This is a genomic window from Flexivirga sp. YIM B11880 (assembly GCF_058148645.1).
Map to the genome: position 1 here is coordinate 141,961 of NZ_JBMAMH010000008.1, position 25,637 is coordinate 167,597.

Annotated in this window: 22 protein-coding genes and 1 tRNA gene; 13 read left to right on the plus strand and 10 right to left on the minus strand. The window is 69.7% G+C overall.

Annotation, left to right across the window (positions count from 1 at the left end):
* Window positions 1-70: 70 nt before the first annotated feature.
* The gene (locus ACN8HC_RS13250; protein WP_490075304.1) at window positions 71-895 is read left to right on the plus strand and encodes a 3-oxoacyl-ACP reductase family protein; all 825 of its coding nucleotides are present in this window, start codon (window positions 71-73) and stop codon (window positions 893-895) included.
* 9 nt (window positions 896-904) lie between these two features.
* Here the strand turns inward: ACN8HC_RS13250 and ACN8HC_RS13255 are convergent, their stop codons facing one another.
* Complete coding sequence (locus tag ACN8HC_RS13255; RefSeq protein WP_490075305.1) at window positions 905-2,092, minus strand: phosphotransferase; 1,188 nt, start codon at window positions 2,090-2,092, stop codon at window positions 905-907.
* A 41-nt stretch (window positions 2,093-2,133) separates the two neighbouring features.
* Here ACN8HC_RS13255 and nudC point away from each other — a divergent pair, with 41 nt between their 5' ends.
* The 4 genes from nudC (at window position 2,134) to ACN8HC_RS13275 (ending at window position 6,265) form a co-directional block, all read left to right on the plus strand.
* Window positions 2,134-3,060 (plus strand): NAD(+) diphosphatase, encoded by a 927-nt coding sequence (gene nudC, locus ACN8HC_RS13260; RefSeq protein ID WP_490075306.1) that lies wholly within the window; start codon window positions 2,134-2,136, stop codon window positions 3,058-3,060.
* A 20-nt stretch (window positions 3,061-3,080) separates the two neighbouring features.
* Window positions 3,081-5,258: an ATP-dependent DNA helicase UvrD2 gene (locus ACN8HC_RS13265; RefSeq protein WP_490075307.1), complete on the plus strand. Its 2,178-nt coding sequence runs from the start codon at window positions 3,081-3,083 to the stop codon at window positions 5,256-5,258.
* Between the two features lie 221 nt (window positions 5,259-5,479).
* On the plus strand, window positions 5,480-5,773 hold the full coding sequence (locus ACN8HC_RS13270) for a hypothetical protein (RefSeq protein WP_490075308.1): 294 nt from the start codon (window positions 5,480-5,482) through the stop codon (window positions 5,771-5,773).
* 204 nt (window positions 5,774-5,977) lie between these two features.
* A complete protein-coding gene (locus ACN8HC_RS13275; protein WP_490075348.1) occupies window positions 5,978-6,265 on the plus strand; it encodes a WhiB family transcriptional regulator in 288 nt (95 codons plus the stop codon).
* An 890-nt stretch (window positions 6,266-7,155) separates the two neighbouring features.
* Here ACN8HC_RS13275 and ACN8HC_RS13280 read toward each other — a convergent pair.
* The 5 genes from ACN8HC_RS13280 to ACN8HC_RS13300 all read right to left on the minus strand — a co-directional run bounded on the left by ACN8HC_RS13280 (window position 7,156) and on the right by ACN8HC_RS13300 (window position 13,474).
* Complete coding sequence (locus tag ACN8HC_RS13280) at window positions 7,156-8,481, minus strand: ABC1 kinase family protein (RefSeq protein WP_490075309.1); 1,326 nt, start codon at window positions 8,479-8,481, stop codon at window positions 7,156-7,158.
* A 10-nt stretch (window positions 8,482-8,491) separates the two neighbouring features.
* Complete coding sequence (locus tag ACN8HC_RS13285) at window positions 8,492-9,331, minus strand: TOMM precursor leader peptide-binding protein (RefSeq protein WP_490075310.1); 840 nt, start codon at window positions 9,329-9,331, stop codon at window positions 8,492-8,494.
* Between the two features lie 110 nt (window positions 9,332-9,441).
* Entirely contained in the window at window positions 9,442-12,045 is a 2,604-nt protein-coding gene (locus tag ACN8HC_RS13290; protein WP_490075311.1) for a multicopper oxidase domain-containing protein, read from the minus strand.
* Window positions 12,046-12,095: 50 nt separating this feature from the next.
* The gene (locus tag ACN8HC_RS13295; protein WP_490075312.1) at window positions 12,096-13,214 is read right to left on the minus strand and encodes a DUF8744 domain-containing protein; all 1,119 of its coding nucleotides are present in this window, start codon (window positions 13,212-13,214) and stop codon (window positions 12,096-12,098) included.
* Entirely contained in the window at window positions 13,187-13,474 is a 288-nt protein-coding gene (locus ACN8HC_RS13300; RefSeq protein WP_490075313.1) for a DUF2249 domain-containing protein, read from the minus strand. Before ACN8HC_RS13300 ends, ACN8HC_RS13295 begins: the two co-directional genes overlap by 28 nt.
* A 116-nt stretch (window positions 13,475-13,590) precedes the next feature.
* On the opposite strand from ACN8HC_RS13300, the gene ACN8HC_RS13305 reads away from it, so the two are divergent.
* Window positions 13,591-14,157 (plus strand): M48 metallopeptidase family protein, encoded by a 567-nt coding sequence (locus ACN8HC_RS13305; RefSeq protein ID WP_490075314.1) that lies wholly within the window; start codon window positions 13,591-13,593, stop codon window positions 14,155-14,157.
* 67 nt (window positions 14,158-14,224) lie between these two features.
* On the opposite strand, the gene ACN8HC_RS13310 is transcribed toward ACN8HC_RS13305, so the two are convergent.
* Window positions 14,225-14,455 carry a hypothetical protein gene (locus ACN8HC_RS13310; protein ID WP_490075315.1) on the minus strand — a complete coding sequence of 77 codons (231 nt, stop codon included), beginning with the start codon at window positions 14,453-14,455 and terminating at the stop codon, window positions 14,225-14,227.
* 180 nt (window positions 14,456-14,635) lie between these two features.
* Between ACN8HC_RS13310 and ACN8HC_RS13315 the strand changes: the two genes are divergently transcribed.
* Together ACN8HC_RS13315 and ACN8HC_RS13320 are read left to right on the plus strand one after the other, a co-directional pair.
* Entirely contained in the window at window positions 14,636-16,660 is a 2,025-nt protein-coding gene (locus ACN8HC_RS13315) for a sensor histidine kinase (RefSeq protein ID WP_490075316.1), read from the plus strand.
* Window positions 16,657-17,319: a response regulator gene (locus ACN8HC_RS13320; protein ID WP_490075317.1), complete on the plus strand. Its 663-nt coding sequence runs from the start codon at window positions 16,657-16,659 to the stop codon at window positions 17,317-17,319. Before ACN8HC_RS13315 ends, ACN8HC_RS13320 begins: the two co-directional genes overlap by 4 nt.
* Before the next feature lie 16 nt (window positions 17,320-17,335).
* On the opposite strand, the gene ACN8HC_RS13325 is transcribed toward ACN8HC_RS13320, so the two are convergent.
* Together ACN8HC_RS13325 and ACN8HC_RS13330 are read right to left on the minus strand one after the other, a co-directional pair.
* Complete coding sequence (locus ACN8HC_RS13325) at window positions 17,336-17,842, minus strand: NUDIX hydrolase (RefSeq protein WP_490075318.1); 507 nt, start codon at window positions 17,840-17,842, stop codon at window positions 17,336-17,338.
* A gap of 65 nt (window positions 17,843-17,907) precedes the next feature.
* Complete coding sequence (locus ACN8HC_RS13330; protein WP_490075319.1) at window positions 17,908-19,434, minus strand: zinc-dependent metalloprotease; 1,527 nt, start codon at window positions 19,432-19,434, stop codon at window positions 17,908-17,910.
* A 141-nt stretch (window positions 19,435-19,575) separates the two neighbouring features.
* Here ACN8HC_RS13330 and ACN8HC_RS13335 point away from each other — a divergent pair, with 141 nt between their 5' ends.
* Window positions 19,576-20,004 (plus strand): molybdenum cofactor biosynthesis protein MoaE, encoded by a 429-nt coding sequence (locus ACN8HC_RS13335; protein ID WP_490075320.1) that lies wholly within the window; start codon window positions 19,576-19,578, stop codon window positions 20,002-20,004.
* Between the two features lie 5 nt (window positions 20,005-20,009).
* Window positions 20,010-21,125, plus strand: coding sequence for a YlbL family protein (locus ACN8HC_RS13340; protein ID WP_490075321.1), 1,116 nt, complete (start codon window positions 20,010-20,012; stop codon window positions 21,123-21,125).
* Between the two features lie 21 nt (window positions 21,126-21,146).
* On the opposite strand, the gene ACN8HC_RS13345 is transcribed toward ACN8HC_RS13340, so the two are convergent.
* Entirely contained in the window at window positions 21,147-21,692 is a 546-nt protein-coding gene (locus ACN8HC_RS13345; RefSeq protein WP_490075322.1) for a PPA1309 family protein, read from the minus strand.
* A gap of 114 nt (window positions 21,693-21,806) precedes the next feature.
* On the opposite strand from ACN8HC_RS13345, the gene ACN8HC_RS13350 reads away from it, so the two are divergent.
* The 3 genes from ACN8HC_RS13350 (at window position 21,807) to ACN8HC_RS13360 (ending at window position 25,526) form a co-directional block, all read left to right on the plus strand.
* Window positions 21,807-24,824: a UPF0182 family membrane protein gene (locus ACN8HC_RS13350; RefSeq protein WP_490075323.1), complete on the plus strand. Its 3,018-nt coding sequence runs from the start codon at window positions 21,807-21,809 to the stop codon at window positions 24,822-24,824.
* Window positions 24,825-25,072: 248 nt separating this feature from the next.
* Window positions 25,073-25,146, plus strand: a tRNA-Met gene (locus ACN8HC_RS13355).
* A 239-nt stretch (window positions 25,147-25,385) separates the two neighbouring features.
* A complete protein-coding gene (locus ACN8HC_RS13360) occupies window positions 25,386-25,526 on the plus strand; it encodes a hypothetical protein (RefSeq protein ID WP_490075324.1) in 141 nt (46 codons plus the stop codon).
* The last annotated feature ends 111 nt before the right edge of the window (window positions 25,527-25,637 follow it).

Genomic DNA, 25,637 nt, shown 5'->3' on the forward strand with positions numbered 1-25,637 from the left:
GAAACAGATCCAGCGGCGCGAGTGCCGAGCCCCGGGTGAGCCCGCTCCTTGCGCAGCGCGAGGAGGAATCATGACCGCAACAGCACCGGACATCGACACGACGACGCCGCGCCGGCCGCGCCTGCACGGCAAGGTCGCCTTCGTCACCGGAGGCACGCGAGGCATCGGAGCGGCCATCAGCCGCAGTCTGGCCGAGCAAGGGGCGGTCGTGGCCGCCGGCTACAGCGCCAACTCTGCGAAGGCGCAGGACTACTCCAACTCCCTGAAGGAGGCCGGCCTCGAGGGTTCGGTGGTGCAGGGCAACGTCGGGGAGGTCGAGGACTGCCGCCGGGCGATCGACGAGGTCATCGAACGGCACGGACGGCTGGACATCCTGGTCAACAACGCGGGCATCACGATCGACAAGACGGTGCTCAAGCTGACCGCCGAGGACTGGATGAAGGTCATCGCGGTCAACCTCAACGGCGCGTTCTTCATGGCGCAGGCCGTGCTACCGCACATGATCGAGCGCGGCACCGGCCGGATCATCAACATCTCGTCGATCATCGGCGAGACCGGCAACATCGGTCAGGCCAACTACGCCGCGTCCAAGTCGGGCCTCTTCGGGCTGACCAAGACGCTCGCGCTGGAGGCGTGCTTCCAGCTCAAACGGGCCGGCAAACTCGATGAGGACTCGGCCGGCATCACGGTCAACACCGTCGCGCCCGGCTTCATCGCGACCGAGATGCTGGAGCACATCCCGGAGAAGGTGCTGGACAGCATCAAGGCGAAGATCCCGATGGGCCGGCTCGGCCGCCCGGACGAGATCGCGCGGGTCGTGCACTTCCTGGCCGCGGACCAGTCGTCATACATCACCGGCGCCGTGTGGGGCGTCAACGGCGGCATGGACATGTAGCGCTCGCGGTCAGGACGTCGTCTCGTCCTCTTCGGTGTCGTCGGCGGAGCCGTCGTCCTCGATCGGGTAGGTCGACGGCTCCGGCTCCTCATCGGCGTGTTCGTCGGTGGCCCGGTCGTGCACGGTGCCGGCGGCGGGCCGCTGGCTGACCGGGATCTCGACCGTCTCGTCGTCGGAACCGGCGTCCTCGAACTCCACCACCTCGATGTCCTCGGGGTCGACCGTCGGCGTCGGCTCCTGCGGGGCGACCTCCGGCATGGTGCGTCTGCCCGGCGCGGGTGGGAGCAGCGACTCGTCGCCCTGCACGGACTCGTCGAGCCGCCGCAGGGCGGCCGCCCTGCGGCGGACGAGGCCTTCGTCGCCGGTGGTCACGGCGTCCATCAGCGCGTTGACCCGCTGCAGTTCCGCCGCGAGCCGCACCCGGCGCTCCAGGTGGGGGTCGATGGTGTCGCGACGCGCCCCGGCATACGCCTCCAGCACGGTGTCGAAGGTCGCCGGCTCGGCCAGCACGGAGAGCACGGCGAAGTCGGCGGCCGGGTCCGACACGGCCGCCTGCTCCCAGCCGGTCATCGCCACGACCTCGGTGTCGTCGACGAGGACGTGTGAGCCCTCGAGCGGACCGTGCACGGTGCAGGTCGCGAACTTCCACAGCGCCACCTCTTCGAGGGCGCGTTCCCAGCGCGACAACAGCGTCGGCGGCACGTGCCCGGTCGCCGCGGCCCGGTCCAGCGTGGCCAGGCGGCGCGCCCGGTAGGCGTCGGCGTCGTAGGTCGGCAACCCCGCCTCCTCGACCGCACGCGGGTCGACGTCGTGCACCGCGGCCAGGGCGCGGCCGATGCCGCGTGCAACGACGGACCCGGGTCGCAGGTCGCGCCATACCAACGAGGTGCCCGGCAGCCGCGGCTGGACGGCGACGACGGTGCCGTCGTCAGTGGTGGCAATGCCTTCGATGCGCGGCACCGCGAAGGGGACCCGCTTGGTGAGCAGCCGCAGCAGGCCGTCGGACTGCTCCATCTGGGCGCCCGCGGCGGTGCTCAGCCCGGCGCGCACCACCCACTGCCGGCCGTCCCCGGTGGTGACGTAGGCGATCTGGAAGCGATCGTCGCCGGCGGTCGAGGTGCCTTCGACGCTGGTCGGTGTGAAATGAGGGACGGCGGCCGTCGCGAGGGCGGCGAGGGCGAACGGGCTGCGGAGCACGGCCCCACGGTAAGCCGAACCGACGGCATAACCTTGATGGCGTGCCCGCAGCTTCCCAAACTCTTCTGGATCTCGTCCTCGACAGCGGCGCTCTCGACCGCCGGGCCCTGCGCCGGCGCGACCCCGAGCTGATCGCGAGCCTCCTCGCGGAGCCGACCACCGCCGTGCTGGATGTGTATGGCGATCGCCTGCCGCACGAGGACGGCGGCAGCCGGCTGCTCTACCGGGCGCCGCGCGGCGACGACCGCGAGGAGTTGCTGGTCTACCTGGGGGCGGTCGGCGATCGTGAGGTGCTGGCCGTGCTGCGGCCCCACGACGACCGGGTGACCGCCGAGGGCCTGCGGCAGCTCGGACTGCGCCTGAACGCCGACGACGTCCCGATCGCGGTGGCGGCGATGGGTATCGGCCGGTGGCATGCGGCACACGGCTTCTGCCCCCGGTGCGGCCACGCGACGACGGTCGCCGAGGCGGGCTGGGTCCGGCACTGCGACAACTGCGGCCGCGACCAGTACCCGCGGACCGACCCCGCGGTCATCATGTCGGTCGTCGACGCCGACGACCGGATCCTCCTCGGCCGCGGTCACAACTTCGCCGGCAACGGGATGTCGGTGCTTGCTGGTTTCGTGGAACCCGGCGAGTCACTGGAGACCGCCGTCGCCCGCGAGGTCATGGAGGAGGTCGGGGTGCCCGTCACCGATGTGCGCTTTCTCGGCGACCAGCCGTGGCCGTTCCCGGCGTCGCTGATGGTCGGCTTCACCTGCCGGGCGACCACCACTGAGCTCACCCTCGACCCGGTCGAGATCGCGGCCGCGCGCTGGTTCAGTCGCGAGGAGCTCACCGACGCGGTGAGCCGCGGGGAGATCCGGTTGTCGGCGCGCCTGTCGATCGCGCGACACCTCATCGAGCACTGGTATGGCGGGCCGATCGACCAGGCCGATGATGGCTCGCTGCTGCGGCAGGCGCGATGAGCCAACGAGACGAGTCCGAAATGGACGCGGGGTCCCTGCGAAGTATCGGAGCGACGAAGGAGCGGAGAACTTCGTGGGGTGCGGGCGACGTTCTGGCCGGGCTCGACCCCGAGCAGCGGCAGGTGGCGAGCAACCCGCTCGGGCCGATGTGCGTGCTGGCCGGCGCCGGCACCGGCAAGACCCGAGCCATCACCCACCGCATCGCCTACGGCGTGCATTCGGGTGCCTACCGCGCCGACCGGGTGCTCGCAGTGACCTTCACCGCCCGTGCGGCGGGGGAGATGCGCACCCGGCTGCGCGGTCTCGGCCTACCCACCGTGCAGGCGCGCACCTTCCACTCCGCCGCCCTCAAACAGCTGCAGTACTTCTGGCCCCAGGCGATCGGCGGCCCCGTCCCGCAGCTGCTCAAGCACAAGGCGCCGGCCGTCGGCGAGGCCGGCGCGCGACTGCGGCTGGAGCTGGACCGGGTGGTGATCCGTGATCTCGCAGCGGAGATCGAGTGGGCGAAGGTGTCGATGCTGACCCCGGAGACCTACCGCGCCGCCGCCGCCCGGGCCGGCCGGTCACCCGCCGAGCTCGACCTGACCGCCATGGCGCGCCTCTGGGAGACCTACGAGGAGGTCAAGACGGCCCGCGGCGTCATCGACTTCGAGGACGTGCTGCTGCTGATGGCCGGAGTGCTCGCCGAGCGGGACGACATCGCCGCGACCGTTCGCGGTCAATACCGGCACTTCGTCGTCGACGAATACCAGGACGTCAACACCGCCCAGCAGGCGCTGCTGGACCTCTGGGTGGGGGACCGGCCCGACCTGTGCGTCGTGGGCGACCCGGCGCAGACGATCTACTCCTTCACCGGCGCGACGCCCCGGCATCTGCTCGACTTCGCCAAGCGGCGGCCGGGCACCGCGACCGTGCGGCTGGTGCGCAACTACCGCTCGACGCCGCAGGTCGTCGAGCTCGCCAACGTCGTGCTGCAGGCCGGCACGCGGCATGCCGAGGGCGGCGTGCAGTTGCGGGCGCAACGCGACGCCGGCCCGGCTCCTCGCCTGAGCTCGTTGCCGGATGACGACGCCGAGGCGGCATACGTCGCGGCCGAGGTGAAAAAGCTTCTCGCAGAGGGTGTTCCGGCCAGCGAGATCGCGGTGCTCTATCGCATCAACGCCCAGAGCGAGGCGATCGAGCAGGCGTTGTCGGCGGCCGACATCCCTTACCTCGTCCGTGGCGGCGAGCGCTTCTTCCAGCGTGCCGAGGTACGTCAGGCACTGGTGCTGTTGCGCGGTGGCGTGCGCGGTGACGACGGCAGCGAAGCCCTGGGCAAGCTGGTGCGCGACATCATCACCGCGGCCGGTTGGTCGCCACAGCGGCCCTCCGGCGGCTCGGTGCTCGAGCGCTGGCAGTCGCTCAACGCCCTGGCCGAGCTCGCCGACGACCTCGCTGGCACCGACGGGGCCTTTCGGCTGCGCGACCTGGTGGCCGAGCTCGACCGCCGCGCCGCCGAGCAGCACGCACCGACCGTCGAGGGCGTGACACTCGCGTCGCTGCACGCGGCGAAGGGCCTGGAGTGGGACGCCGTGCTGCTCATCGGCTGTTCCGACGGACTGATCCCGATCTCACTGGCCGAGGGACCCCAGGCGATCGAGGAGGAGCGCCGGCTGCTGTATGTCGGGCTCACGCGCGCCCGCAAGCACCTGCTGCTCAGCTGGGCGGCCTCGCGCAACGCCGGAGGCAGAGCGAGCCGGCGACCGTCGCGCTTCCTCGACCCCGCGGCGTCATTGCTCGGTCCGGGCGCGCGCAGTGCGCCGAAGACCCAAGCGGCCGGCAGCCCGGCCAAGAAGCCCGCGAAGCCCAAGACGTGTCGCAGTTGCGGCGCGGCTCTCGACACGGCGGCCGAGCGCAAGATCGGCCGCTGTTCGGACTGCCCGGCGACCTACGACGAGGCGCAGTTCGAGGCGTTGCGGGCGTGGCGCCTGCACGTCGCGACGCTGACGAAGGTTCCGGCGTTCGTGGTGTTCACCGACGCGACGCTGATCGCGATCGCCGAGCGCCGGCCCGATGACGTGGCGGGCCTCGCCCAGGTCTCCGGCGTCGGCAAGCACAAGCGGGACACCTATGGCGAAGCGGTGCTGGCCGTGCTGGCCGGCACGGATCCGGAACAGGCGGCGGAGCAGTGTGTCGCGGCGCAACGCACCAGCGCCTGACGGGTCGGGCGCGGCGCCACGCCATACCTTTTCGAGGTGCAGATTTTCTTGTCTCGAATCTTGTTGGCGCACAACGCTTTTCAAGAAAGTGGCAAATCGGGGAAAAGATTCTCGGTAAATCGGTTGCTCGCGTGTGCGCGCAGACCGTAGCCTGTTCGAGTCCAGCTCAAGCGTCCAGGCGACGTGTTGAGGAACGCGAAAGCGAAAGGAGGGTCGGCGCAATGGGAAACATTCCGATGACGCAGCTGTGCGATGAGCACGCCGCGATGACGCCTGCCCTCCTGCCGTCGACGACGATCCTCGCCGATGCGCGCGGTGGATTCGGCGCCACCGGTGCGTCCATCGCCAGCGGTGTCGTCACTGGACTGGTCAAGCGTGAGCGTTTCGTCGAGGGCGCCGCCCAGGTCATGGGTGCGGTGTCTGACCCGATCGTTCGTGCCGACGTCCCGTCCGACCGCAACTACAGCTTTGCCGGCGGTGTCCGGCGTTCCCTCCCTTCGGGGCCACCCGTCTGATCCAGACGTGAAGGTCCTCATCGAAGGCCGCGGAACCCGACACCAGGGTCCGCGGCTTTTTTGTGTCGCAGGCCTCCATCCACGACCAGGAAGAACTCCATGCACGAGTGCACGACCACCGAACAACCGGCCGGCGCCCACCAGGCGCGGACCGACCAGGAGGGGCCCCGCACCCGGGGTTTCCGCGACAAGGAGGTGCCACCGATGATGTTGACCGATCTGATAGACGCGACCGAGCTGGCCGCGGCATGCGGCGAGCAGTTGCCCTGCCGGGCCAACGACCCCGAGCTCTGGTTCGCCGAGCGCCCGGAGGACGTCGAGTTCGCCAAGGCGCTGTGCGGCACCTGCCCGCTGCGGGACGCCTGCCTCGCCGGAGCGAAGGACCGCTCCGAGCCGTGGGGCGTCTGGGGCGGCGAGCTGTTCGATCAGGGCGTGGTGATCCCGCGGAAGCGGCCTCGCGGCCGGCCGCGCAAGCAGACCGTCGCCGCGTGATCACCATGCGCAGCAATCTTCGACTTCACGACACCGGTATGCCGCGCGGCCGGTGTGTCCCTCGCGGACAACACCGGCCGTGCGGGGATGCCCATCCCGAAAGAGCTTTCACCATGTTCCAGCTGTTGCGGGTCGAACCGACCCGACCTCGCCCACCGACGGGCCAGCCGGCGACCAGGCGAAGCAAACACGTGACGCGTGTGCTTCCCCCGCCGACCACCCCACGTCGATGAACGCCCTACCACCGCCTCTCGTCGGCGGTCCGATCGCAAAGCCGGTCGCGGCTCACCGCGGCCGGCTTTGCTGTGTCCGCTTGGTCCCGCCGGCTCACGCGAGGCACCGCTCCGCAGTCGTTCCAGGTCCAGTAGATGGTGCGCTATGCCGCACGTTCTACTGGTCCGACGCGACGGCGAGGCTTGCGGGGCGGCTGGCGTCCAGTAGTTGGTGCGCTGTGCCGCACGTTCTACTGGTCCGCGGCGACGGCGAGGCTCGCGGGACCGCTTCCGTCCAGTGGCTGGTGCGCTATGCCGCACGTTCTACTGGTCCGACGCAGCGCCCGACACGCAGCGTCCATGAGTCGCGACGGTCGCGAGGTATGTGCGGGAATGGGGCGTCGCAGCGTCCATGAGTCGCGACGGTCGCGAGGTATGTGCGGGAATGGGGCGTCGCAGCGTCCATAAGTCGCGACGGTCGCGAGGTATGTGCGGGAATAGGGCGTCGCAGCGTCCATAAGTCGCGACGGTCGCGAGGTATGTGCGGGAATGGGGCGTCGCAGCGTCCATAAGTCGCGACGGTCGCGAGGTATGTGCGGGAATAGGGCGTCGCAGCGTCCATAAGTCGCGACGGTCGCGAGTTGCGCGCAGCCGCCTCCGACGCTCGAGCAGCAAGCGCTAGGCGGCCAATGGCGGCAGGTCGGCGCCGGGAACCCACGTATCGAAGATCTCCCGCGCCGGCACGTTGCCGCCGATCTGGCACAAGACCGCGATCCCGCCGAGCCAGGCGCGGTGGATCATCACGTAGTTCGGCGGCAGGTTGAGCCGCAGCCCGACGGTGAAGGTCGCGTTGCGCGGGTCGTTGAGGTAGTTGAAAATGCTCCGCAACCAATCGCGGTCGAAGCGGAACTCGTTGGAGCGCAACGGTTTCAGGAAGACGCCGAGGTATTCGAGCACGTCGTGCGCGTCGACGTCGATGGAGCGTTTGACGAAGCCTTCGTCGCGCAGGCCGTCCAGCAGGGTCACCTCGTCGCCACGAAGCGCGGCGGTGATCAACTCGCCCATCGCGGGCGGCAGGCCGTCGGGCAGCCGGTTGACCGCGCCGAAGTCGAGCACTCCCAGCCGCCCGTCGGCCAGCAGCCGGAAGTTGCCGGGGTGCGGGTCGGCGTGCAGCAGACCGGAGCGTTCCGGCCCACTGACGAGGAATTCGAAATAGCGTGCGGCCGCCAGGTCGCGCTCCTCCTCGCTGCCGGAGTCGATGATCCGGGACAGCGGCAAACCGTCGATCCAGTCGCTGACGATCACCCGGGGTGTGGCGAAGACGACGCCGGGCAGCAGGTATGCCGGATCGCCGGCGAACGCTTCGGCGAACTGCTCCTGCATCGCGGCTTCGAGACTGTAATCGGTCTCCTCGGCCATGCGGCCCTTCAGCTCGGCGAGGATCGGTGCGACCTCGAGCCCGGGCACCCAGCTGGTGCTCACCCGCGCCACCCGTGACAGCTGGTTCAGGTCGGACATCAGCGCCTCCGCGGCGCCCGGATACTGCACCTTGACCGCCACTTCGCGGCCGTCGCGCCATACGGCGTGGTGCACCTGCCCGATCGAGGCCGCGGCCCGGGGCTCGTCCTCGAACTCGGTGAACTTCGAGCGCCACCGGACCCCCAGCTCCTCGCGGAGCACAGCGTGCAGTGACGCGGTCGGCATCGCCGGCGCAGTGTCCTGGAGCTTGGTCAGCATCGAGCGGTATGGCGCGGCGAGCTCCTCCGGCAGCGCTGCCTCGAACATCGACAGCGACTGGCCGAACTTCATCGCGCCGCCCTTGAGACTGCCGAGCACCTTGAAGAGTTGCTCGGCGGTCTGGGACTGCAACTCGGCGGTCACGAGCTCCGCGGGACGTCCGCCGACCCGCTTGCCGAGCCCGACCGCGGCGCGGGCGCCGAAGCCGAGGGGCAGCGTCGCCAGTCGGGCAGCACGCACGACGGTCTTGCGGGGGAGGTCGCTCACCTGTCCATTGTCACCCCTGCGTGACGGAGCCACAGCAGGACGGGTGCCGTGTCCACAGATGGTGCTGGAGGCGTAGGCGCGGCCGTTCCAGGCTGACGCTGACACCGGCCGGTAGGGCCTGGTCCAGGTGGTCTCCGGACGCGATCCAGGCGGTGAGAGCGGCGGCCGCCACCCGCACCTCCGGTGCGGCATCGAGATCTCGCTCGGTGTCCGGCATACCTGCTCGCGCGGCTTGCCACGCTGCCCAGCCGGGGTCTCGCGCGCCGCGGTGCACGTCCAGGCATCCCAAGCACGGACCGGTGCCGGGCCGGACGAGTGGTCCCACCATCAGCATCCCGCCGGAGACCACGACCGGTAGTTGGCGCACCCCGCGGGCCTGCCACCGTCGGCCGGCGAGCGGAGGGACCGCGTCGATCGCCGGCAGCACCACGAGATCCGGCGGATGAATCGTGGCGTCGGCGTGGACGGCCGCGAGCGCTTCGGACTCAGGCACGATGCGCTGCACGACCGGTGTCAGCGCCCGGCGGATCTCGTCGGGTAGCGGGCCGTCACCGAGCACGACGACCCGCGTGCGCGGGGCCGGTGGAGACAGATGGCGGGCCGCCTCCTGGAGCATCGCCAGCAGCCCGCCCCAGCGGCTGGATGGCGGAGTCCAGCGCCGCGGCTGGTGCGGCATCCGCAGGGCAGCGCCGAGTCCGACGACGGCCGTTGTCTCAGCCTCGGTGAGCCCGGACAGCACCAGGCTCCCGGGGTCGGGGCCGGTCAACAGCACGGTGCTGTCGCTGTGCCGGCGCAGGCCCAGCCGGTCGGGCAGCTCCGGTCGCTCGAACGCCGCGGGCTGAGCGGTCATCGACGTGTCTCCTTCGACGTGACGGTCGCTGTGGCAGACAGCCACCGTGCCACCGGCCGCCCCTCTCGCGCAGAAGTTGTCCACAGTGCGCGCCATACCCTGCGCCGGCGCTACCCGGCGGACACCGTCAGCTCGCCATGGGCACCTGCCTCGGCGTCGCTCATGATGTGACTGACGAACGGGTACGTGCCGGCGGCCGGTGGGGTGAACTCCACGAACCCGCCCTGACCCGGCGCCAAGGACAGTGCCTGCGCGCTACCGCCGGTGTCGCCGAAGGCGTCCCTGCCGTGCTTGAGGAGGTAGGCGCCCTCCGCGTACAGGGTGTCGAACTGGGACCCGACGACGTGGAAGCTGGTCGGCTCGTTCGGTCCGGCGTCGACGACCCAGATGCGGACGCGCTCACCGGCCTTCGCGGTGAGCGGCCGGTAGTCGTACTGGTTCGCCATACCGTTCCAGGTCACGAAACTCGGTGTTCGCGCGGCGACTGCGGCGGCGTCGACCTCCGTGACGGAGGAGCGGCCGTTGCCGTCGACATACGCCTCGGACTGCACGAGGACGTAGCTCCGGTCGACGGCCGGCAGATGCGGCGGCTCGATGATCACCGCGCCCGCCATCCCCGCTGCGATGTGCGCCGACATCGGCATCGTCGAGCAGTGGTAGAGCCAGGCGCCCGCGCGATGTGCGGTGAACGTGTAGGTCAAGGACCGCCCCGGCGCGATGGTGCGCATCGGCTCGGCGGGTGATACGTCGCCGGCGTGGAAGTCGATCGAGTGGCCCATGTCGCCCTTGTTGATCAGCTTCACGACGAACCTGTCGCCGACCCGACCGTGCAGCGTCGGCCCGGGAACCTGTCCGTTGTACGTCCACCGGGTCTGCCAGATGCCGGGCGCAACCTGCATCCGGACGTCCCGGATCGTCAGTGTCACGTGATGGACCGTGGATGCCGGGAGCGGCGGCAGCGACGCGTCGGCGGCTCGGAACGACGCCGGCACCCGAGTGTCCGGATGTATGGCGGAGGCCGTGCCGCCGGCGCGCATGTCCATCGACGAGCCGCCTGCCGTGGCAGATGGTGCATCGCGCACCGCGACGTCGAAAACCATTCCCATCGCTCGGTGTCCGGTGACGGTGCACCAGCCCTGGATGTCCTTGGTAACGACACCGACGTCGACGGTGGCGCTCTGACCCATCGACAGGAGCGGCGCCCGCGCGCCGTTCGGGAAGTAGATGTCGTGCGACGTCGTGCTGTCGGTGTTGGTGAGCACGATCACCAGCTTGTTGCCCCGTGGCACGGTGACCGACGAGGGATGGAAGCGCATGTCGTCCGTGGTGACCCACACGGTGGTGGTCTTCCCGGTCGCTCGCACGACCCCGGAGGCGGCAGCTGCCGCATTCACCGGCGTGACGCCCGTCGGGTTCCACGCAACGGCGACGCTGATCCCGAGTGCGAGCACCGCGACGCCCGCCACCAGCTGCCCCGGGGACCAGATGCCCGGATCGGCGCCGAGCTGCCGGCCGCGCAGGCCGTGGTCGGCGGCGAGCTCCCGTCGCATGCGGACCGCGGCCCGGATGCCGAGCAGCATCAGCGGAACGACGGCGAGCAGCGTGAGCATGACCAGCACCCGCGCCGTGTCGCGGATGGCGGGTGGCGTCGGTGTCACCCAGAGCAGCAGTCCGAGGTTGACGACGGTGAGCCGGAGGACGGCGTACCGGTCGAAGTGCCGTTGCGCGGCTCGGATCACCTGGGCGCCGCCCCCGATCACGACCGGCACGAGGTGGGAAAGAGCACCGGTCAGCAGTTGCAGCGCGAAACCGACCGCCGCGATCGTCGCCACGTCGTCATACCCGTCGCCGAGGTCGCCCCACGATCTCGTGGTCGCGATCGTGAGTGGCGCGAGCACGAGCAGGACTGCGCCCCAGCCGACCGCGGCGCTGACGAAGTATGCCGAGGCGTGTCTCGGGGGACTGGTCCGCACTGGTCGCAGCAGGGCCCGGCCCCACCAGCACGTCCCGGCCAGATAGATCAGCAGGCCGGCGACCGTTGCCCAGGGCAGACCCGCAAGGGCTGCGCAGTCGACCGTGAGCAGGCCGGCAACGACGATCGGAAGTGCCTGGTGTGCAAGGCTTTCAGCGCGTGCGTCCATCCGGGTCCGCAGCATCGTCGGCCACAGCGTCACCAAGGTGCCCAGCACGGTCAGCCCCAGCCAGCCGAGCAGCATGGTCATCGAGTGTGCGACCAGCAGGCGGCCGTGCCACTCCGCGCCCGGACCCTTGGCCAGGGCCGTCCCGAAGCCCGCGCCGAGCGGCACGCATCCGGCCGCGGCGAGGTAGTAGAGGACGGTGGTGCGGAAGCGGCGCGCCACGCTGTGCCGCAACCGGACGGCGAGTGCTGTGGCGTGCCAGATGATCGCGGCGGACACCAGGCTCGCGCCGGCGATCACGAGCGGCCAGCGTGCCGTCGGGACGCCGATGAGCACACAGAGCACGCCGGCGAGCACCAGCACGATGCGGGCCGACTGCAGACGTCGGGGGTCCAGCTCCTCGGAGGTCTTCAGCAGCGCCTGGGTGAAGTAGGTGCTCCAGACGATCGCTGCGTGCGTCATCGCACCCAGCAGGATCATGTGCACCATCAGCCAGTGCGCGTCGGACACCACCGGGTGCAGCAGTGCCACCGCCACGGCGGCGACCAGCCAGCCGAAGGCCGGCTGGTCGCGCAACGCCCACCTGCCTCGCGAGGAACGCGATGATGATCGAAACGGTGAACCGATCATCGGGAACCGCCCGCAGTCGTCATGCTGGTCAGCACGCTGACGGGCAGTAGTAGCAGCGCGACCACGCCGAGCACGGCTCCTATCGTCCACCAACGATGCACGCCGAGGGCGTTCCCGCCCACGATGCGCAGCACCAGGCTCGCCTGCAGCACGACCAGCGGTGCCCACTGGATGCGCCGGTACGGCAGGGGGCGTCGGATGACCGCCGGCAGGATCACCGGCGCGTGGGCGATCACCATCGACATACCGAAGCCGAGGAAGACGCCGTGCACGGCCGTGTCGTACTGCGCGGGGGTGCTCGGTGTGCCGGTGAGCAACCACACCCCGGCTGCGACGGCGAGCCATCCGTATCCGGCGAGCAGCGCCGCGGCCGAGAGGCGCGGTAACCCCGGCAACCGGATCGTATGGCGGGCCACGTCCTGCACCATCAGGGTGGCGGTGACCGCAAGCAGCACCGCCCCTGCCGCGTGGTCCCCGGCGTCCGGCCAGGCAAGTGAAGCCACGGCGGACGCGATCAGCAGGACACCGCCGGCGAGCAGGAGGTGCGGTGCGTAGGCCGGTAGGTGCAGGCGAGCGAGCTCTACCCGCTCGGCGACGATCGTCAGCACGACGAAGGTGACCAGCCAGAGCAGCAGTTCGGCCACCGGCAGGCGCAGCCAGAGCACTGCTGCACCGGTGGCCGCGACCGCGGCGAGCGCCTCGGCCGCGGTGGCCGCGTCGTGCTGGCGGCGGTACAGCAGCGCATAGACGACGAGCAGGGCTGCGCTCCCGTCGGCCAGGAGCGCGGCCCCCATGTGGGCCGGAAGTCCGGCCGCGAGCGCCACGCCTCCCGCACCGAGCAGCGCTGGGGCGGCATACGCCCACGAACGGTGCAGTGCGACGGCGCGTTCCAGGGCGATCAGGGTGCCGAGGAAGCCCAGCGTCATCAGCACACCGTGCCGCGCGGCGAGTGCCGCCGCGTCGACCGGCGCCGCTACACCGGCGAGCAGGAGCGCGGCGTCCAGACCGGCGAGCAGGCTGAGTGCCGCGGGGGCGAGCAGCCAGGCCCGCGACGGTGTGCGCAACGCGGCAGGACGCCGTGTGGTGCTCAGCGCCGGGTCATGTGCAGGCGCCACGCATCGGGACCTTCGGCGAGGTATTCGATCTCGATGCTGTCGCCTTCGAGGTCGGCGATCTGCGCCAGCAACGGCTTGGGGTCGTGGGACGCGATGAGCACCAGGCCGGTGCCCGGCCGCCGGGTGGCCAGCGCGCCGAAGACGGCGCCGTGCCGCAGCTCGTGCGGGATGGTGCGGGTGTCCAGTTCGGGCAGCGGTGCGCTGTCGGAGCAGCCGCAGCCGCAACTGTGCGTCGTCTCGGTGAGCGGGAATTCAGTCATCGGCAGATCCTCGGACGTAGTAAACACAAGTTTGCATTGTGAAAACTACCGCGCGCGGCGGCGCGGCGCCAACCCGGATGGTCGCGAATGTCACCGGCATCGCTTAGGTTCGAGGTATGACGTCGCCCACACCCGAAGTGGAAGTGCGGCGCTCCACCCGCCGGCGGCACACTGTGTCGGCATACCGCGACGGTGAGCGCATCGTCGTGCTGGTGCCTGCCCGGCTGTCGAAGAAGGACGAGCAGCGCCTCGTCGCGGACATGGTCCGCAAGGTGCAGGCGGCTGCGACGAGGGGGCGGTCCACCGACGCCGAGCTGATGGCCCGGGCGATCCAGTTGTCCACGCGCTACCTCGGCGGCCTGGCCCGCCCAGCGTCGGTCCGGTGGGTGGCCAACCAGCACGCTCGCTGGGGGTCCTGCACACCGGTCAACGGCACCATCCGGCTGTCCCAGCGCCTGCAAGGCATGCCCGACTACGTCAGCGACTACGTGCTGCTGCACGAGCTGGCGCACCTGCTGCAGCCCGATCACGGCAAGAGCTTCTGGGCTCTGCTCGAGGCCTATCCGCAGTTGGAGCGGGCGCGCGGCTATCTCGACGGCGTTGCGTTCGGCGCCGGCCTCAGCACCGAGACCGGCACCGACGAGCAGCCGGACATCGCCGGCACAGCCGCGCTCGACGAATAGCACAGCAGGACCCCGCAGCCCGTCCGGCCCTCCTTCGCCGTGCCGGCCGACGACGGCTGCGCGCGGGTTACAGCGCACTCCGCGCGCGCCCGGTCCTCCAGACCAGGGTGAGGACGCCCGAGACCACGAAAACCAGTGCCGTCAACAGGAATCCGAACCAGCAGATGTCGCCGAGCACGAGGTTGACACCGTGCTGAGCGTTCTTCAGTGCGGGAATGCCGCTGCACATGAACAGCACGAACGCCAGCGCGAGCAGGCTGCCGAGGGTCTTGCCGGGGTGCTGCCGTAGTTGATTCATGGTCGTCTCCTTCGTCGCCGGGCGCACCCTGACTGGGGCGCCTCGGAGCAAGAGCGTCCCGCTGCGGCCCGGTATCGGCACAGGGGCGGATGTCCCGATCCGCCCGGGACGGTTTCCCGGCCGAATCCGCAGGCGCGGCCGGTGTATCGGCGGGAGGATGAAGCCTGACTGGAGGACGCCATGACCGCAACCGTCACCCCGACCGCTCCGGCGATGATTCACGACCCACGGATCCGCTCTCGCTGGATCGGCATCGCGTGCGGTGTCCCGGTGATGGCGGGGTCGGTGGTGGGCGCCTGGCTGGCGCACGGCCCGGGCGGCCGCAGCCTGGTCGGCATGATGCACGACAACGTGATCAACAACGTGGTCAACGGTGTGGTCATCGGCAGCGTCGCCATGGTGCTGATGTGGTTGCGGCCGGCGAACCGAGTGGGCTGGCTGATGATGTATCTCGCGGCGGTGAATGCGCTGGCGATCCTCGGGGAGGGCTGGGCGCTCGCGTCATACCAGGTGTCCCTGCCGGGCCGGTCGCTCATGGCCTGGCTCGGTTCGTGGACCTGGGCGACGGCGCTGTTCCTCGGCGGAACCGTCCTGCCCGCGATCTACCCGACCGGACGAACCACGACCCGGATGAGTCGGTGGATCGTCCGCCTCGGCTGGGTCGCAAGCCTGCTGTTCGGCGTCGGGCTGGCCGGCCTCGACGAGGTGTATGACGGCGTCGCGCCAGGACACCCGCTCGGCTCGAACCCCTTGAGTCACGGGCACATTCAGCCGGTCTTCTGGGGAGCCGCCGGGGTCGGGGTGGTCGTCTCGGTCGTGCTGTCGGCGGTCACCATCGGCTGGACGATCCACCGGCTGTGGCGGGCTGCGTCGCCCGAGCGCGAGCAACTCGCCTGGCTGGTGGTGTCCGTCGTGCCGGTGATCGTGGCGGTCGTCCTCGGAACACCTCCCGTGCTCTTCGTCGTCACCTTGTTGACCACGGTCACGCTGCTGATCGGCATCGTGCGCTACCAACTCTTCGACGTGCAGCTGATCCTGCGCAGCGGGCTGCTCTATGGGACGCTCATCGGCCTGGCCGTCGGCGTCTACTTCGCCGCGGTTGCCGCCGTGGGTGTCGTCTCCCCGTCGAATGCGGTGCCCACCTTCTTCGCGGCGGCGCTCGTCGCCCTGCTGGTGCGCCCGGCATACAGCCGGCTCTCGGGCTGGATCGGCCGATTCGTGTATGGCGATCGCGCCGACCCGGCCCGCGCGTTCGGCCGGCTCGGGGCAGGGCTGCACGCTGGGACGCGTCCCGACCTGGATGCCGTCGTCACGGCGGTCGCGGAGTCCCTGCGCTCGCCATACGTGGAAGTGGTCGACGCGGACGGCCGGCTGCTGGCGAGTGCCGGCCGGTCGCAGCCGCACACGGCGTCGGAGGTCTCGCTGGACGACGGCGAGGGTCGCATCGGCGCGCTGCGGGTGTGCTGGCGGACGCCGAGCGATCCTCCGTCACGGGCGGAGCGTGCGCTGATTGATGCGCTCGCCGTGCCCGTGGCCGTCGCGGTCCACGCGACCCGGCTGGCCCGCGACGTGGCGGAGTCGCGCGCACGGGTGATCGAGGTCCGTGCTGTGGAACGTCACCGGTTACGGGCCGACCTGCACGACGGCGTCGGCCCGTCGCTCTCCGGCGCCGCGCTCGGCATCGAAGCAGCGCTGCGCAGTGACCGGCCCGAGCAGACCCGCGAGATCCTCGGAGTCGTGCACGACGAGATCAAGCAGTTGGTCCGCGAAGTCCGTTGTCTCATCGACGATCTCGGCCCAGCCGGCCTGCAGCACGGCGCCCTGGGGTCGGCGCTGGGCGCGCATGCGGAGGCCGTGAACGCGCTCGGCCTGCTGCAGGTCACCGTTGCGATCGACCCGCTGCCCGATCTCGACGTGCAGGTCGAGATCGCGGTGCACCGCATCGTGACCGAGGCGATCACCAACGCCGTGCGACATGCGAACGCGACCTGCGTCGAGGTCGAACTGCACTGTGCGCCAACGCTGCTCGTCCTCGACGTGCGCGACGACGGCGTCGGCTTGCACGGCTCCGCACCGGGCATCGGGCGGCGGTCGATGCAGGAGCGGGCGGAGTCGGTCGGCGGCACGCTCGCGATCCGCGATGCCGCACCGCACGGCAGCGTGGTCCACGCGGAGATACCCCTGGCAGCTGAGGGGACGCGATGAGTGCGGGGGAGGCGGTGCGGGTGGTGCTGGCGGACGACCACCCCATGTATCGCTACGGGGTCGCCGCCGTGCTGGCCTCCGAATCGCGCGTCGAGCTCGTCGGCGAGGCGGCCGGCGGACGCGAGTTGCTTGATCTGGTCGACCGCGTCCGACCCGGCGTCGTCCTGACCGACCTGCAGATGCCTGACCTGGACGGCATCGCGGTCACCCGGCAGCTACGGAGCGCGCACCCTGAGCTGCCCGTTCTCGTGCTGACCATGCACGACGACGACGAGAACGTCTTCGGCGCGATGCGCGCGGGCGCCAGCGGCTATCTGCTCAAGGGTGCCGACGCCGACGACCTCGTCGCGACGATCCTGACCGTCGCGGCCGGCGGCACCGCCTTCGGCCCCTCGGTCGCACAGCGCATCGTCGGCTTCTACCTGGAGTCGACGAGCCGGTTCGCGCAGGGCGCCTTTCCCGAACTCACCGCTCGGGAACGTGAGGTCTTGGACCTGTTGGCCGCAGGGCGCCGCAACTCGGCGATCGCCGCAGCGCTCGGGCTCACCGACAAGACGGTCCGTAACCACCTGTCGGCGATCCTGGCGAAGCTGCAGGTGTCGGACCGGTCGGCCGCGATCGTGCGAGCGCGCGAGGCGGGTCTCGGCCGCGGCCACTGACCGCGGCCGGGTCGGTTCAGGCCGAGACGAGTTGTCCCCGCAGCACGTCGACGCACTCCGCCAAGTCCGGATCCGTCGGCTCGGGCAGCGCATCGACCGGCCACCAACGCACATCCTCGGACTCGTCGGACACAATGACGGCGGCACCGTGCGGCGCGACGGCGGCGATGCGCAGGTCCCAGTGAGCCGTGCAGCGACCGAACGCCGCCGCGAGATCATGGCGGTGCAGGAACAGCGCGCCCGGCACCGGCGTCAGCCCAGCGATTCCCGACTCCTCGGTCGCCTCCCGCAGCGCCGCGCCGGCGACCGTCCGGTCACCTGTCTCGAAGTGCCCACCAGGCTGCAGCCACAGTCGCGCCTTCTTGTGCAGGACGAGCAGCACCCGGGTCAGATCGGCGGAGAAGACGACCGCGCTCGCGGTGAAGTGCTCGGGTGGGCCGTCGCGCCAGAGCGCGTCGTCGTATGCCGCGAGGTGGGCCTCGAACGCATCCCGAGTCGGTCCGGGCGCTGCGCCGCGTAACACCTGGAAAGCGTCGTCGCGCAGCGCTGTTCGTGACTCGACCGGTGAATCGGATGTGCCGCTGTCCGTCACGCGTCGTCCGGGTCGTCGCCGGAGCCGCCGTCGGTGCGCTTGGGGTCGTCCTTGCCCTCAGGACCGGAGTCGCCCTCAGCTCCGGAGCCGCCCCCGGGGCGCGAGTCGCCCCCACGCTCGGCGTGGAGTTCCGCCGCTCCCTGGGCGAGCAGCGCCTCGAGCGCGGCGTCCACCTCGTCGGGCGCCCCGGCCGTCTCCTCGGGCGACTGCCGACGCCGCACGTAGGCCTGCGGGTCGTCGAGATCCTCGGCGGTCGGTGCGAAATCGGGATGCTTCCACGCTTCGTCGCGTGACTCCTGGCCGAGCGCCTCCTCGAGCTGGGTGAAGACGCTGGCCGCGTCGCGCAACCGGCGCGGCCGCAACTCCAGCCCGACGAGCGAGGCGAAGACCCGCTCGGCCGGGCCGCCGGTCGCGCGCCGCCGCCGAACTGCCTCGGACAACTGGGTCGTGTGGGGGAGATGCTGGCCGGCGGCCTCGTTGGCGACCACGTCGACCCAGCCCTCGACGAGCGCCAGCAGCGTCTCCAGGTGGGCCAGTGCCCGCTGCTGGGCCTCGGACGGCTGAGCGCTGAACAGCGAACCTTGCAGGGCCTCCTGCATCGCAGCGGGATCAGTGGCGTCGGCATCGGCGACAGCCCGCTCGATGCCCTCGGTGTCGATCGAGATGTCCCCGGCATACGACTGGACAGCCGCGATGAGCGCCGGACCGAGCCAGGGCACGCCCCCGAAGAGCCGGGCGCGCGCCGCCTCGCGGACCGCGAGATAGAGGTTGACCTCGCCGGCGTCGACTTCCAGGCCGTCGGCGAACTCGCTGACGTTGGCCGGCAGCATCGCGACGCCGTCGGTGAGTGGGAGCCCCACCTCGCTGCCGCTCACCAGGTCGCCGGCCAGCGCACCGACGGCCTGCCCCACCTGCGCCCCGAACATGCCGGCGCTCATCCGGGCCATCATCGGCTGCATCTGGCCCATCAACGCGGCGGGATTGATGCCGGCCGGCAGTCCGAGCTGCTCCGCAGCGCCCGGGTCGAGGCGGCGCAGTTGCTCGCCCATCGCCCGCTCGATCGCGCTGTTGACGCCGGCCGCGACCGGCTCGACCAGCTGGCGCCACATCGGCATCGTCTGGTCGACCCACTCGGCCCGGCTGAGCGCCTTCGCCGGTCCGACGGCGGGGAACTCGGTGACCTCGTCCAGCCACAGGTTGGCGACCTGCACGACCTGCTGCACGTCGCGCGTCGCGGCCGCGCCGACGCTGGCGTCGCCGGCGGCGGACACGGTCTTGCGCGCGACATCCGTCGCCAGCTCCAGGTTGACCGCACCCTCCACCGGGCTGGACATCATCGCCTGCAGCTGGCTCTGCAGCATCTGGAGCATCTGCGGGTTGAGGTCCTGCATGCCCATCTGCTCCAGGGCGCTCGCCAATTGGTCGTTGCCGGAGCCGCCGCCGAGGAAAGAGCGCAGGAGCTCGGAGAGATCCGGCTGTTGTGGTTCGTCGTCGTCAGGGCGCTCGGGTGGGTTGTTGGACATGTCTTCTCCTGGCCCGGATGGGGCACGCGGTGAGCGCGCGCCTGCGTTCGATCAATACCCTCTGCACTAGACAACCACGAACTCGCCGGTCTGGTTCCGCCGGACGGGCGGTGTTCGCCCTGAGCGCAATGAGGAGAAGGTATGACGGATCCCGACCCGCGCGTACGCCTGGTCGACCTGCGGGACAGCCCGCTCTCGGTCGACGAGGCACTCACCGCAGTCAACGACCCAGCGGCCGGCGGAGTGGCGCTCTTCGTGGGCACGGTTCGTCAGCAGGATCATGCCAAAGCCGTTGAGTTGCTCGACTATTCGGCGCATCCGACGGCGGTGGAGGTCATGCGGGAGGTGGCCGAGTCGGTCATCACCGACGAGATCACCGCGCTCGCGGCCGTGCACCGGGTGGGCCGGCTGCAGGTCGGCGATCTCGCGGTCGTGGTCGCGGTCAGCGCGCCGCACCGGGGCAGCGCTCTCACAGTGTGCAAGGACATGATCGACACCCTCAAGCAGCGGGTGCCGATCTGGAAGCATCAGGCGTTCCGTGACGGAAGCGATGAATGGGTCGGACTGTAGAAGCGATGACGTCAGGTGCACACGAACACGGCGCGGCAGAAGGTATGACGGACGACCAGCGACCGTCTGGCGGAAAGCTCAGCGGTAAGAACGTCTCGCTGCTGATCGTCGCCGTCGTGGTGGTGGTCGCGATCGCGGCACTCAACCTGGTCCACGTGCCGAAGGTGATCCTGCGGCCCGGCCCGGTGACCAACACGCTGGGTGAGCAGAACGGCAAGCCGGTCATCGAGGTCAACGGCGTCACGACGTATCCGACCTCGGGCAGCCTTGATTTCACGACGGTTTCGATGGCGGGCGGCCCGCAGTATCCGGTCAGCGTGATGGAGTGGCTCAAGGCGAAGTACGTCGACGACGACGCCGAGATCGACCCCGAGAGCATGTGGTTCCCGAAGGGGATCACCTCCAAGCAGGTGCAGCAGCAGAGCACGGCGGAGATGACCGACTCCCAGCAGACCGCCGAAGTTGTCGCGATGCGCGCCGCGGGCATCACCGTGCCGGAGACGATCTCCGTCGTGCAGTTGCAGCCCGGCGCGGCCGCCGAGGGCACGCTGAAGCCCGAGGACGTGCTGCTGACAATCAACGGCACGAAGGTCACCACGCTGAAATCTGTGTCGACGGTGATGTCCAAGGTCACCGCCGCCAGTGTGGTGCCGGTCACCGTGCGCCGGGCCGGCAAGGTGCTGCACCTGCGCGTTCGGACCGGCAAGGGCCAGGACGGCGGCGCGGTGTTCGGCATCGCGATCTCCCCGTCATACAAGTTCCCCTACACGGTGAAGGTCAACGCGGGGGACGTCGGCGGACCGTCGGCGGGGACGATGTTCACCCTCGCGATCTACGACAAGCTGACGCCGGGCTCACTCACCGGCGGGAAGAACGTCGCCGGCACCGGCACGATGAGTGAGGACGGCTCGGTCGGGCCGATCGGCGGCATCAAGCAGAAGATGCTCGGTGCCAAGCGGGCCGGGGCGAAGTTCTTCTTCGCGCCGGTCAGTGACTGCCAGGACGCGAAGGGGCACGTCCCGAACGGGCTGACGGTCATCCGGATCAACAGCCTGCAGGAGGCGCTGGCCGCGCTGAAGCAGATCGCGGCAGGCAAGACCACCGGCTTCCCGGGCTGCTGACCGACAGACCAGCCCTCGACGTCAGTCGTCGAGAGTGACCCGTAGGGCGTGGACGAGGCCGGGTGCGATGTCCTTGCCGACGGCCACCTTGTCGTCGGTGTCGTGAGCGCGCTGGCGCAGCAGGCAGATCGAGTCGCCGTCGCGCAGCACGGCCACGAAGAGACGCACGTCCGCGCGGTCGGGGTGCGCGGCCAGCGCATCGGTCGCCTCGGTCGGGTTGTCGGGCAGTCCCTGCTCGGCCTCGGGCGGCACGACGATCCGCTCGACGGCCAGCGCGACGCCGTCCACTTCCGGAGGCCAGCCGAGTTGCCGCAGCAGGCTCTCGATGTTGGAGGTCTGCGGCAGACCCTCCTGCTCGATGGTGCTGTATGCCGACGGGTCTGCGCCGCGCAGCTGGCCGGCGAGCGCCGGCTCGCGATCGAGCAGCTCCGCGTTGCGCGCGATCGCGAACAGCCGCGGCGGCTGGTCCCAGCCGGCCGATGCGACGTGTCGCTCGGTCTCGATCGCGCACTCGGCGAGGGGACTGAGCATTGGCTTGGCCACGGGGGTCGAGTCGTCGGACGGCATACCCCCATGCTGCCGCACGCGGGTGAAACCTCGAGTCGTCGGCACCTCACATATCTCCCCGCGTTAAGTTGTCCCCAACCTGGACAGTGTCCGCGAACGAATTTCGAGGCCCACGTGACTTCTTCGGACGAGCCCACCGGCAGCGAGCGCCACGACGAGCACGCCGGCATCTCGATGCGGCATTTCGGACCCGTCGGCGCGCGACGCACGTTGCTCGTCGCTGCTGCGCTCATCGTGCTGGCGGTGCTGGTGCAGGTCTGGGCCAACGTCTGGACCAACCAGCTGTGGTTCGACAGCCTCGGTTTCTCCTCGGTGTTCCGCACCGAATACCTCACCAAGGCACTGATGTTCCTCGGCGGCGGGATCATCGTGGGCGGGCTCATCTGGTGCAGCATGTGGATCGCCTTCCGGCAGCGTCCGCTCTACGCGCCGGCCAACGGCGACCTCGACTCGATGGACCGCTACCGCCAGGCGATCGAACCGTTCCGCCGGGCCGCGTTCTGGGTGGTGCCGATCGTCTTCGGACTGTTCGCCGGATCGGCGGGCATCGGCCAGTGGAAGGTCGTGCTGCTGTGGCTGCACCGGCAGAGCTTCGGTGTCAAGGACCCGGAGTTCCACAAGGACATCGGGTTCTACGTCTTCACCCTGCCCTGGCTGCAGGTGGTGGTCGGCTTCCTCACCATGGCGCTGATTCTGTCCGCGGTCGCCGCGGTTGTCATGCACTACCTGTATGGCGGAATCTCCTTGCACGCCCGGGGAATTCACACCACCGGCGCGGCCCGGGTGCACCTGTCGGTGTTACTCGCGGTGCTGGTGCTCGTCCGCGGCGCCGCCTATTGGCTGGGCCGCTACGACCTCACGGTGAGTGACAACTCGCTCTTCACCGGCATCGACTACACCGCCCAGAACGCCGTGCTGCCGGCCAAGGCGATGCTCGCCGGTGCGTCGGTGATCTGTGCCGCGCTCTTCGTCGCGACGATCTGGACCCGCACCTGGCGGTTGCCGGTGGTCGGGCTGGCGTTGCTGATCGTCTGCGCCATCGTGCTGGGAGCGATCTACCCGGCGCTCGTGGAGCGCTTCAAGGTCCGGCCGAACGAGCAGGCGCTGCAGTCGCCATACATCACTCGCAACATCACGGCGACCAAGACGGCATACGGGCTCGACAAGGTCAAGGTCACGTCCTACACGCCGGAGAAGTCGACCAGTGCGGGGCAGCTGGCGCAGGACGCCGAGACCGTGCCGGGCATTCGGCTGGTGGATCCGTCGATCGTGTCGCCGACCTTCCGGCAGCTGCAGGGGCAGCGCAACTACTACCAGTTCGGCAACACGCTCGACGTCGACCGCTACAAGGTCGGCGGCAAGACCGACGACGTGGTGATCGGCGTGCGCGAGCTGGATCTCGGCGGTGTGCCCACGTCGCAACGCAATTGGGTCAACGACCACATGGTCTACACGCACGGTTTCGGCGTCGTGGCGGCATACGGCAACGAACGCACGGAGGACGGCCAGCCGGTCTTCCTGGAGTCGGACATCCCGCCCACGGGCAAGCTGGGGTCGTTCGAGCCGCGCATCTACTTCGGTGAGTCGTCGCCGCGTTTCTCGATCGTCGGCGGTCCGAAGGACGGCGCCAAGCGCGAATTGGATTACCCGAGAACGTCATCCGGCGGCGAACAGCGCACGACCTACACCGGCGGGGGTGGTGTGGCGGTCGGCTCGTTCAACCGCAAGTTCGCGTATGCCGTGAAGTATCACGACCTCAACGTCCTCTTCTCCGGCTCGATCAACGCCGACTCCCGGATCCTGGACACCCGCAACCCGGTGGACCGGGTGAAGAAGGTCGCACCGTGGCTGACCGTCGACGGCGATCCCTATCCGGTGGTCGAGGGCGGCCACGTGCAGTGGGTCGTCGACGGCTACACGACGTCGTCGCACTACCCGAACTCCGAGTTGCAGTCGCTCGGCAACGCCACGTCCGACTCGCTGACCTCGCAGTCCGACAACCTGCGCAGCCTCGCCGGCGGCCGCGTCAACTACATCCGCAACTCGGTGAAGGCCACCGTCGACGCCTACACCGGCCGGGTGACGCTCTATGCCTGGGACGCCAAGGACCCGGTGCTGAAGGCGTGGATGAGCGCGTTCCCCGGCACGGTGCAGCCGATGTCGAAGATCTCCGCGGATCTGATGGCGCACCTGCGCTACCCGGAGGACCTCTTCAAGGTGCAGCGTGAGCTGCTCACCAAATATCACGTGACCGATCCCGGCCAGTTCTTCCAGGGCAACGACCAGTGGCAGGTGCCGACCGATCCGTCGTCGAAGGTGGGGGATCAGCAGCCGCCCTACTACCTGTCACTCGCGATGCCCGACCAGTCGTCGCCGAAGTTCTCGCTGACCACCACGTTCATCCCGACCGGCGACCGGCAGAACCTGTCGGCGTTCATGACCGTCGACGCCGATGCGGGTTCGACGCCGGGCACGAAGAGCGCCGACTACGGCACGTTCCGGATCCTGGAGATGCCGCGCAACGCCACGATCAAGGGTCCGGGGCAGTTCCAGAACGACATCAACTCCTCGCAGGCCGTGTCCCCGACGACCAAGCAGACACTGGCGCAATTCCTCACCTACAACAAACAGGTCGGCTCGACCGTCGAGGAGGGCAACCTGCTGACCCTGCCGGTCGGTGGCGGATTGTTGTATGTCGAACCGATCTACGTCCGTGCGTCCGGTAACACCTCGTTCCCGCTGCTGAAGGCCGTCGTCGTCGGCTTCGGCGACAAGCTGGCCTGGGACACGACGCTGGACGGGGCGCTCAACGCCCTCTTCGGCGGCAATTCGGGTGCGACGGCCGGGGATTCGGGTCAGTCCCCGCCGGCCTCCTCGTCCCCGCCACCGTCGTCCTCGTCGCCGTCGCCGTCTTCGGGTGGCGGCGCGAACCCGGAGCTGCGGGCGGCGCTCGCGGACGCGGAGAAGTGGTATGCGCAGGGTGAGAAAGACCTCAAGAACGGTGATTTCGCGGCATACGGCGAAGACCAGAAGAAGCTGAAGGCCGCCCTCAAGAAGGCGATCGAGGCCGAGGCCGGCACCGCCCCGAAGTCGTCCAGCTCCTCGCCGGCGCCCAAGTCCACCAGCAAGTAGCGCGGCGCGCGGCATGGCGCGCGCCGCGTCCGGTTAGACATATTGCGCGGTATGGCGGGCGCCGCGTCGGATCCGACTCTGACGGCCGCATTCACCGTTGACGGTCGAATTCGGCCGTCAAACGATGAATTGGACCGTCAGTGTGGCGATGTCGTCCGCGTCGATCGTGTTGCCTCATGCCAAGATGCCCGCGTGGGGGTGTTCGATTTGGTCCAGCGGAGGCCGTCGCGTAAGGTAGTGATCACCGACGCGGGGTGGAGCAGCTCGGTAGCTCGCCGGGCTCATAACCCGGAGGTCGCAGGTTCAAATCCTGCCCCCGCTACAAATGTCAGGCCCGGCCCCTCCTGGGACCGGGCCTGACGCATAGTGCCGTGACAGGCCGAAAGTAGATCAAGGTAGACCATCCGGTCGTTTGACTGGATGAAGACGATCAGCACTCGGGAGCTGCGCCAGAACCCCTCGGCGATGATCCACGACGTCAATCTGTCGAACGTCGCTACACATCTCGGATTCGAGGTCTTCGGCCCGGTCGAGTTGTGAACGCGCTTGCGGGGTTCGACGTTGCCGCTCGTCAACGTTGTCGTCGCGCCGCTCGCCGCGCTGAGCGTCGTGTTCGCCGCCGACACCTTCTCGATCCTGACGATGGAAGTCGTCGACAATATCGTCATGGTGTTGCTACGGGCGCGCTGGTGGCGGTGCTGATTGTGTTCCTGCTCGGCGGGCTGGTGGTGTCGATGGCGGACCGGGCCGGCTGGAGTCAGCAGTCGGCTTCCCACACCGCACCGCGGAGCAGTCGGGCAGGATGAGCTGACC

Coding starts and splice junctions, on each gene's coding strand:
- ACN8HC_RS13250 (WP_490075304.1), top strand. CDS start 71: ATGACCGCAACAGCACCGGACATCGACACGACGACGCCGCGCCGGCCG.
- ACN8HC_RS13265 (WP_490075307.1), top strand. CDS start 3,081: ATGGACGCGGGGTCCCTGCGAAGTATCGGAGCGACGAAGGAGCGGAGA.
- ACN8HC_RS13270 (WP_490075308.1), top strand. CDS start 5,480: ATGGGAAACATTCCGATGACGCAGCTGTGCGATGAGCACGCCGCGATG.
- ACN8HC_RS13275 (WP_490075348.1), top strand. CDS start 5,978: ATGATGTTGACCGATCTGATAGACGCGACCGAGCTGGCCGCGGCATGC.
- ACN8HC_RS13285 (WP_490075310.1), bottom strand. CDS start 9,331: ATGACCGCTCAGCCCGCGGCGTTCGAGCGACCGGAGCTGCCCGACCGG.
- ACN8HC_RS13300 (WP_490075313.1), bottom strand. CDS start 13,474: ATGACTGAATTCCCGCTCACCGAGACGACGCACAGTTGCGGCTGCGGC.
- ACN8HC_RS13305 (WP_490075314.1), top strand. CDS start 13,591: ATGACGTCGCCCACACCCGAAGTGGAAGTGCGGCGCTCCACCCGCCGG.
- ACN8HC_RS13310 (WP_490075315.1), bottom strand. CDS start 14,455: ATGAATCAACTACGGCAGCACCCCGGCAAGACCCTCGGCAGCCTGCTC.
- ACN8HC_RS13315 (WP_490075316.1), top strand. CDS start 14,636: ATGACCGCAACCGTCACCCCGACCGCTCCGGCGATGATTCACGACCCA.
- ACN8HC_RS13320 (WP_490075317.1), top strand. CDS start 16,657: ATGAGTGCGGGGGAGGCGGTGCGGGTGGTGCTGGCGGACGACCACCCC.
- ACN8HC_RS13330 (WP_490075319.1), bottom strand. CDS start 19,434: ATGTCCAACAACCCACCCGAGCGCCCTGACGACGACGAACCACAACAG.
- ACN8HC_RS13335 (WP_490075320.1), top strand. CDS start 19,576: ATGACGGATCCCGACCCGCGCGTACGCCTGGTCGACCTGCGGGACAGC.
- ACN8HC_RS13340 (WP_490075321.1), top strand. CDS start 20,010: ATGACGTCAGGTGCACACGAACACGGCGCGGCAGAAGGTATGACGGAC.
- ACN8HC_RS13345 (WP_490075322.1), bottom strand. CDS start 21,692: ATGCCGTCCGACGACTCGACCCCCGTGGCCAAGCCAATGCTCAGTCCC.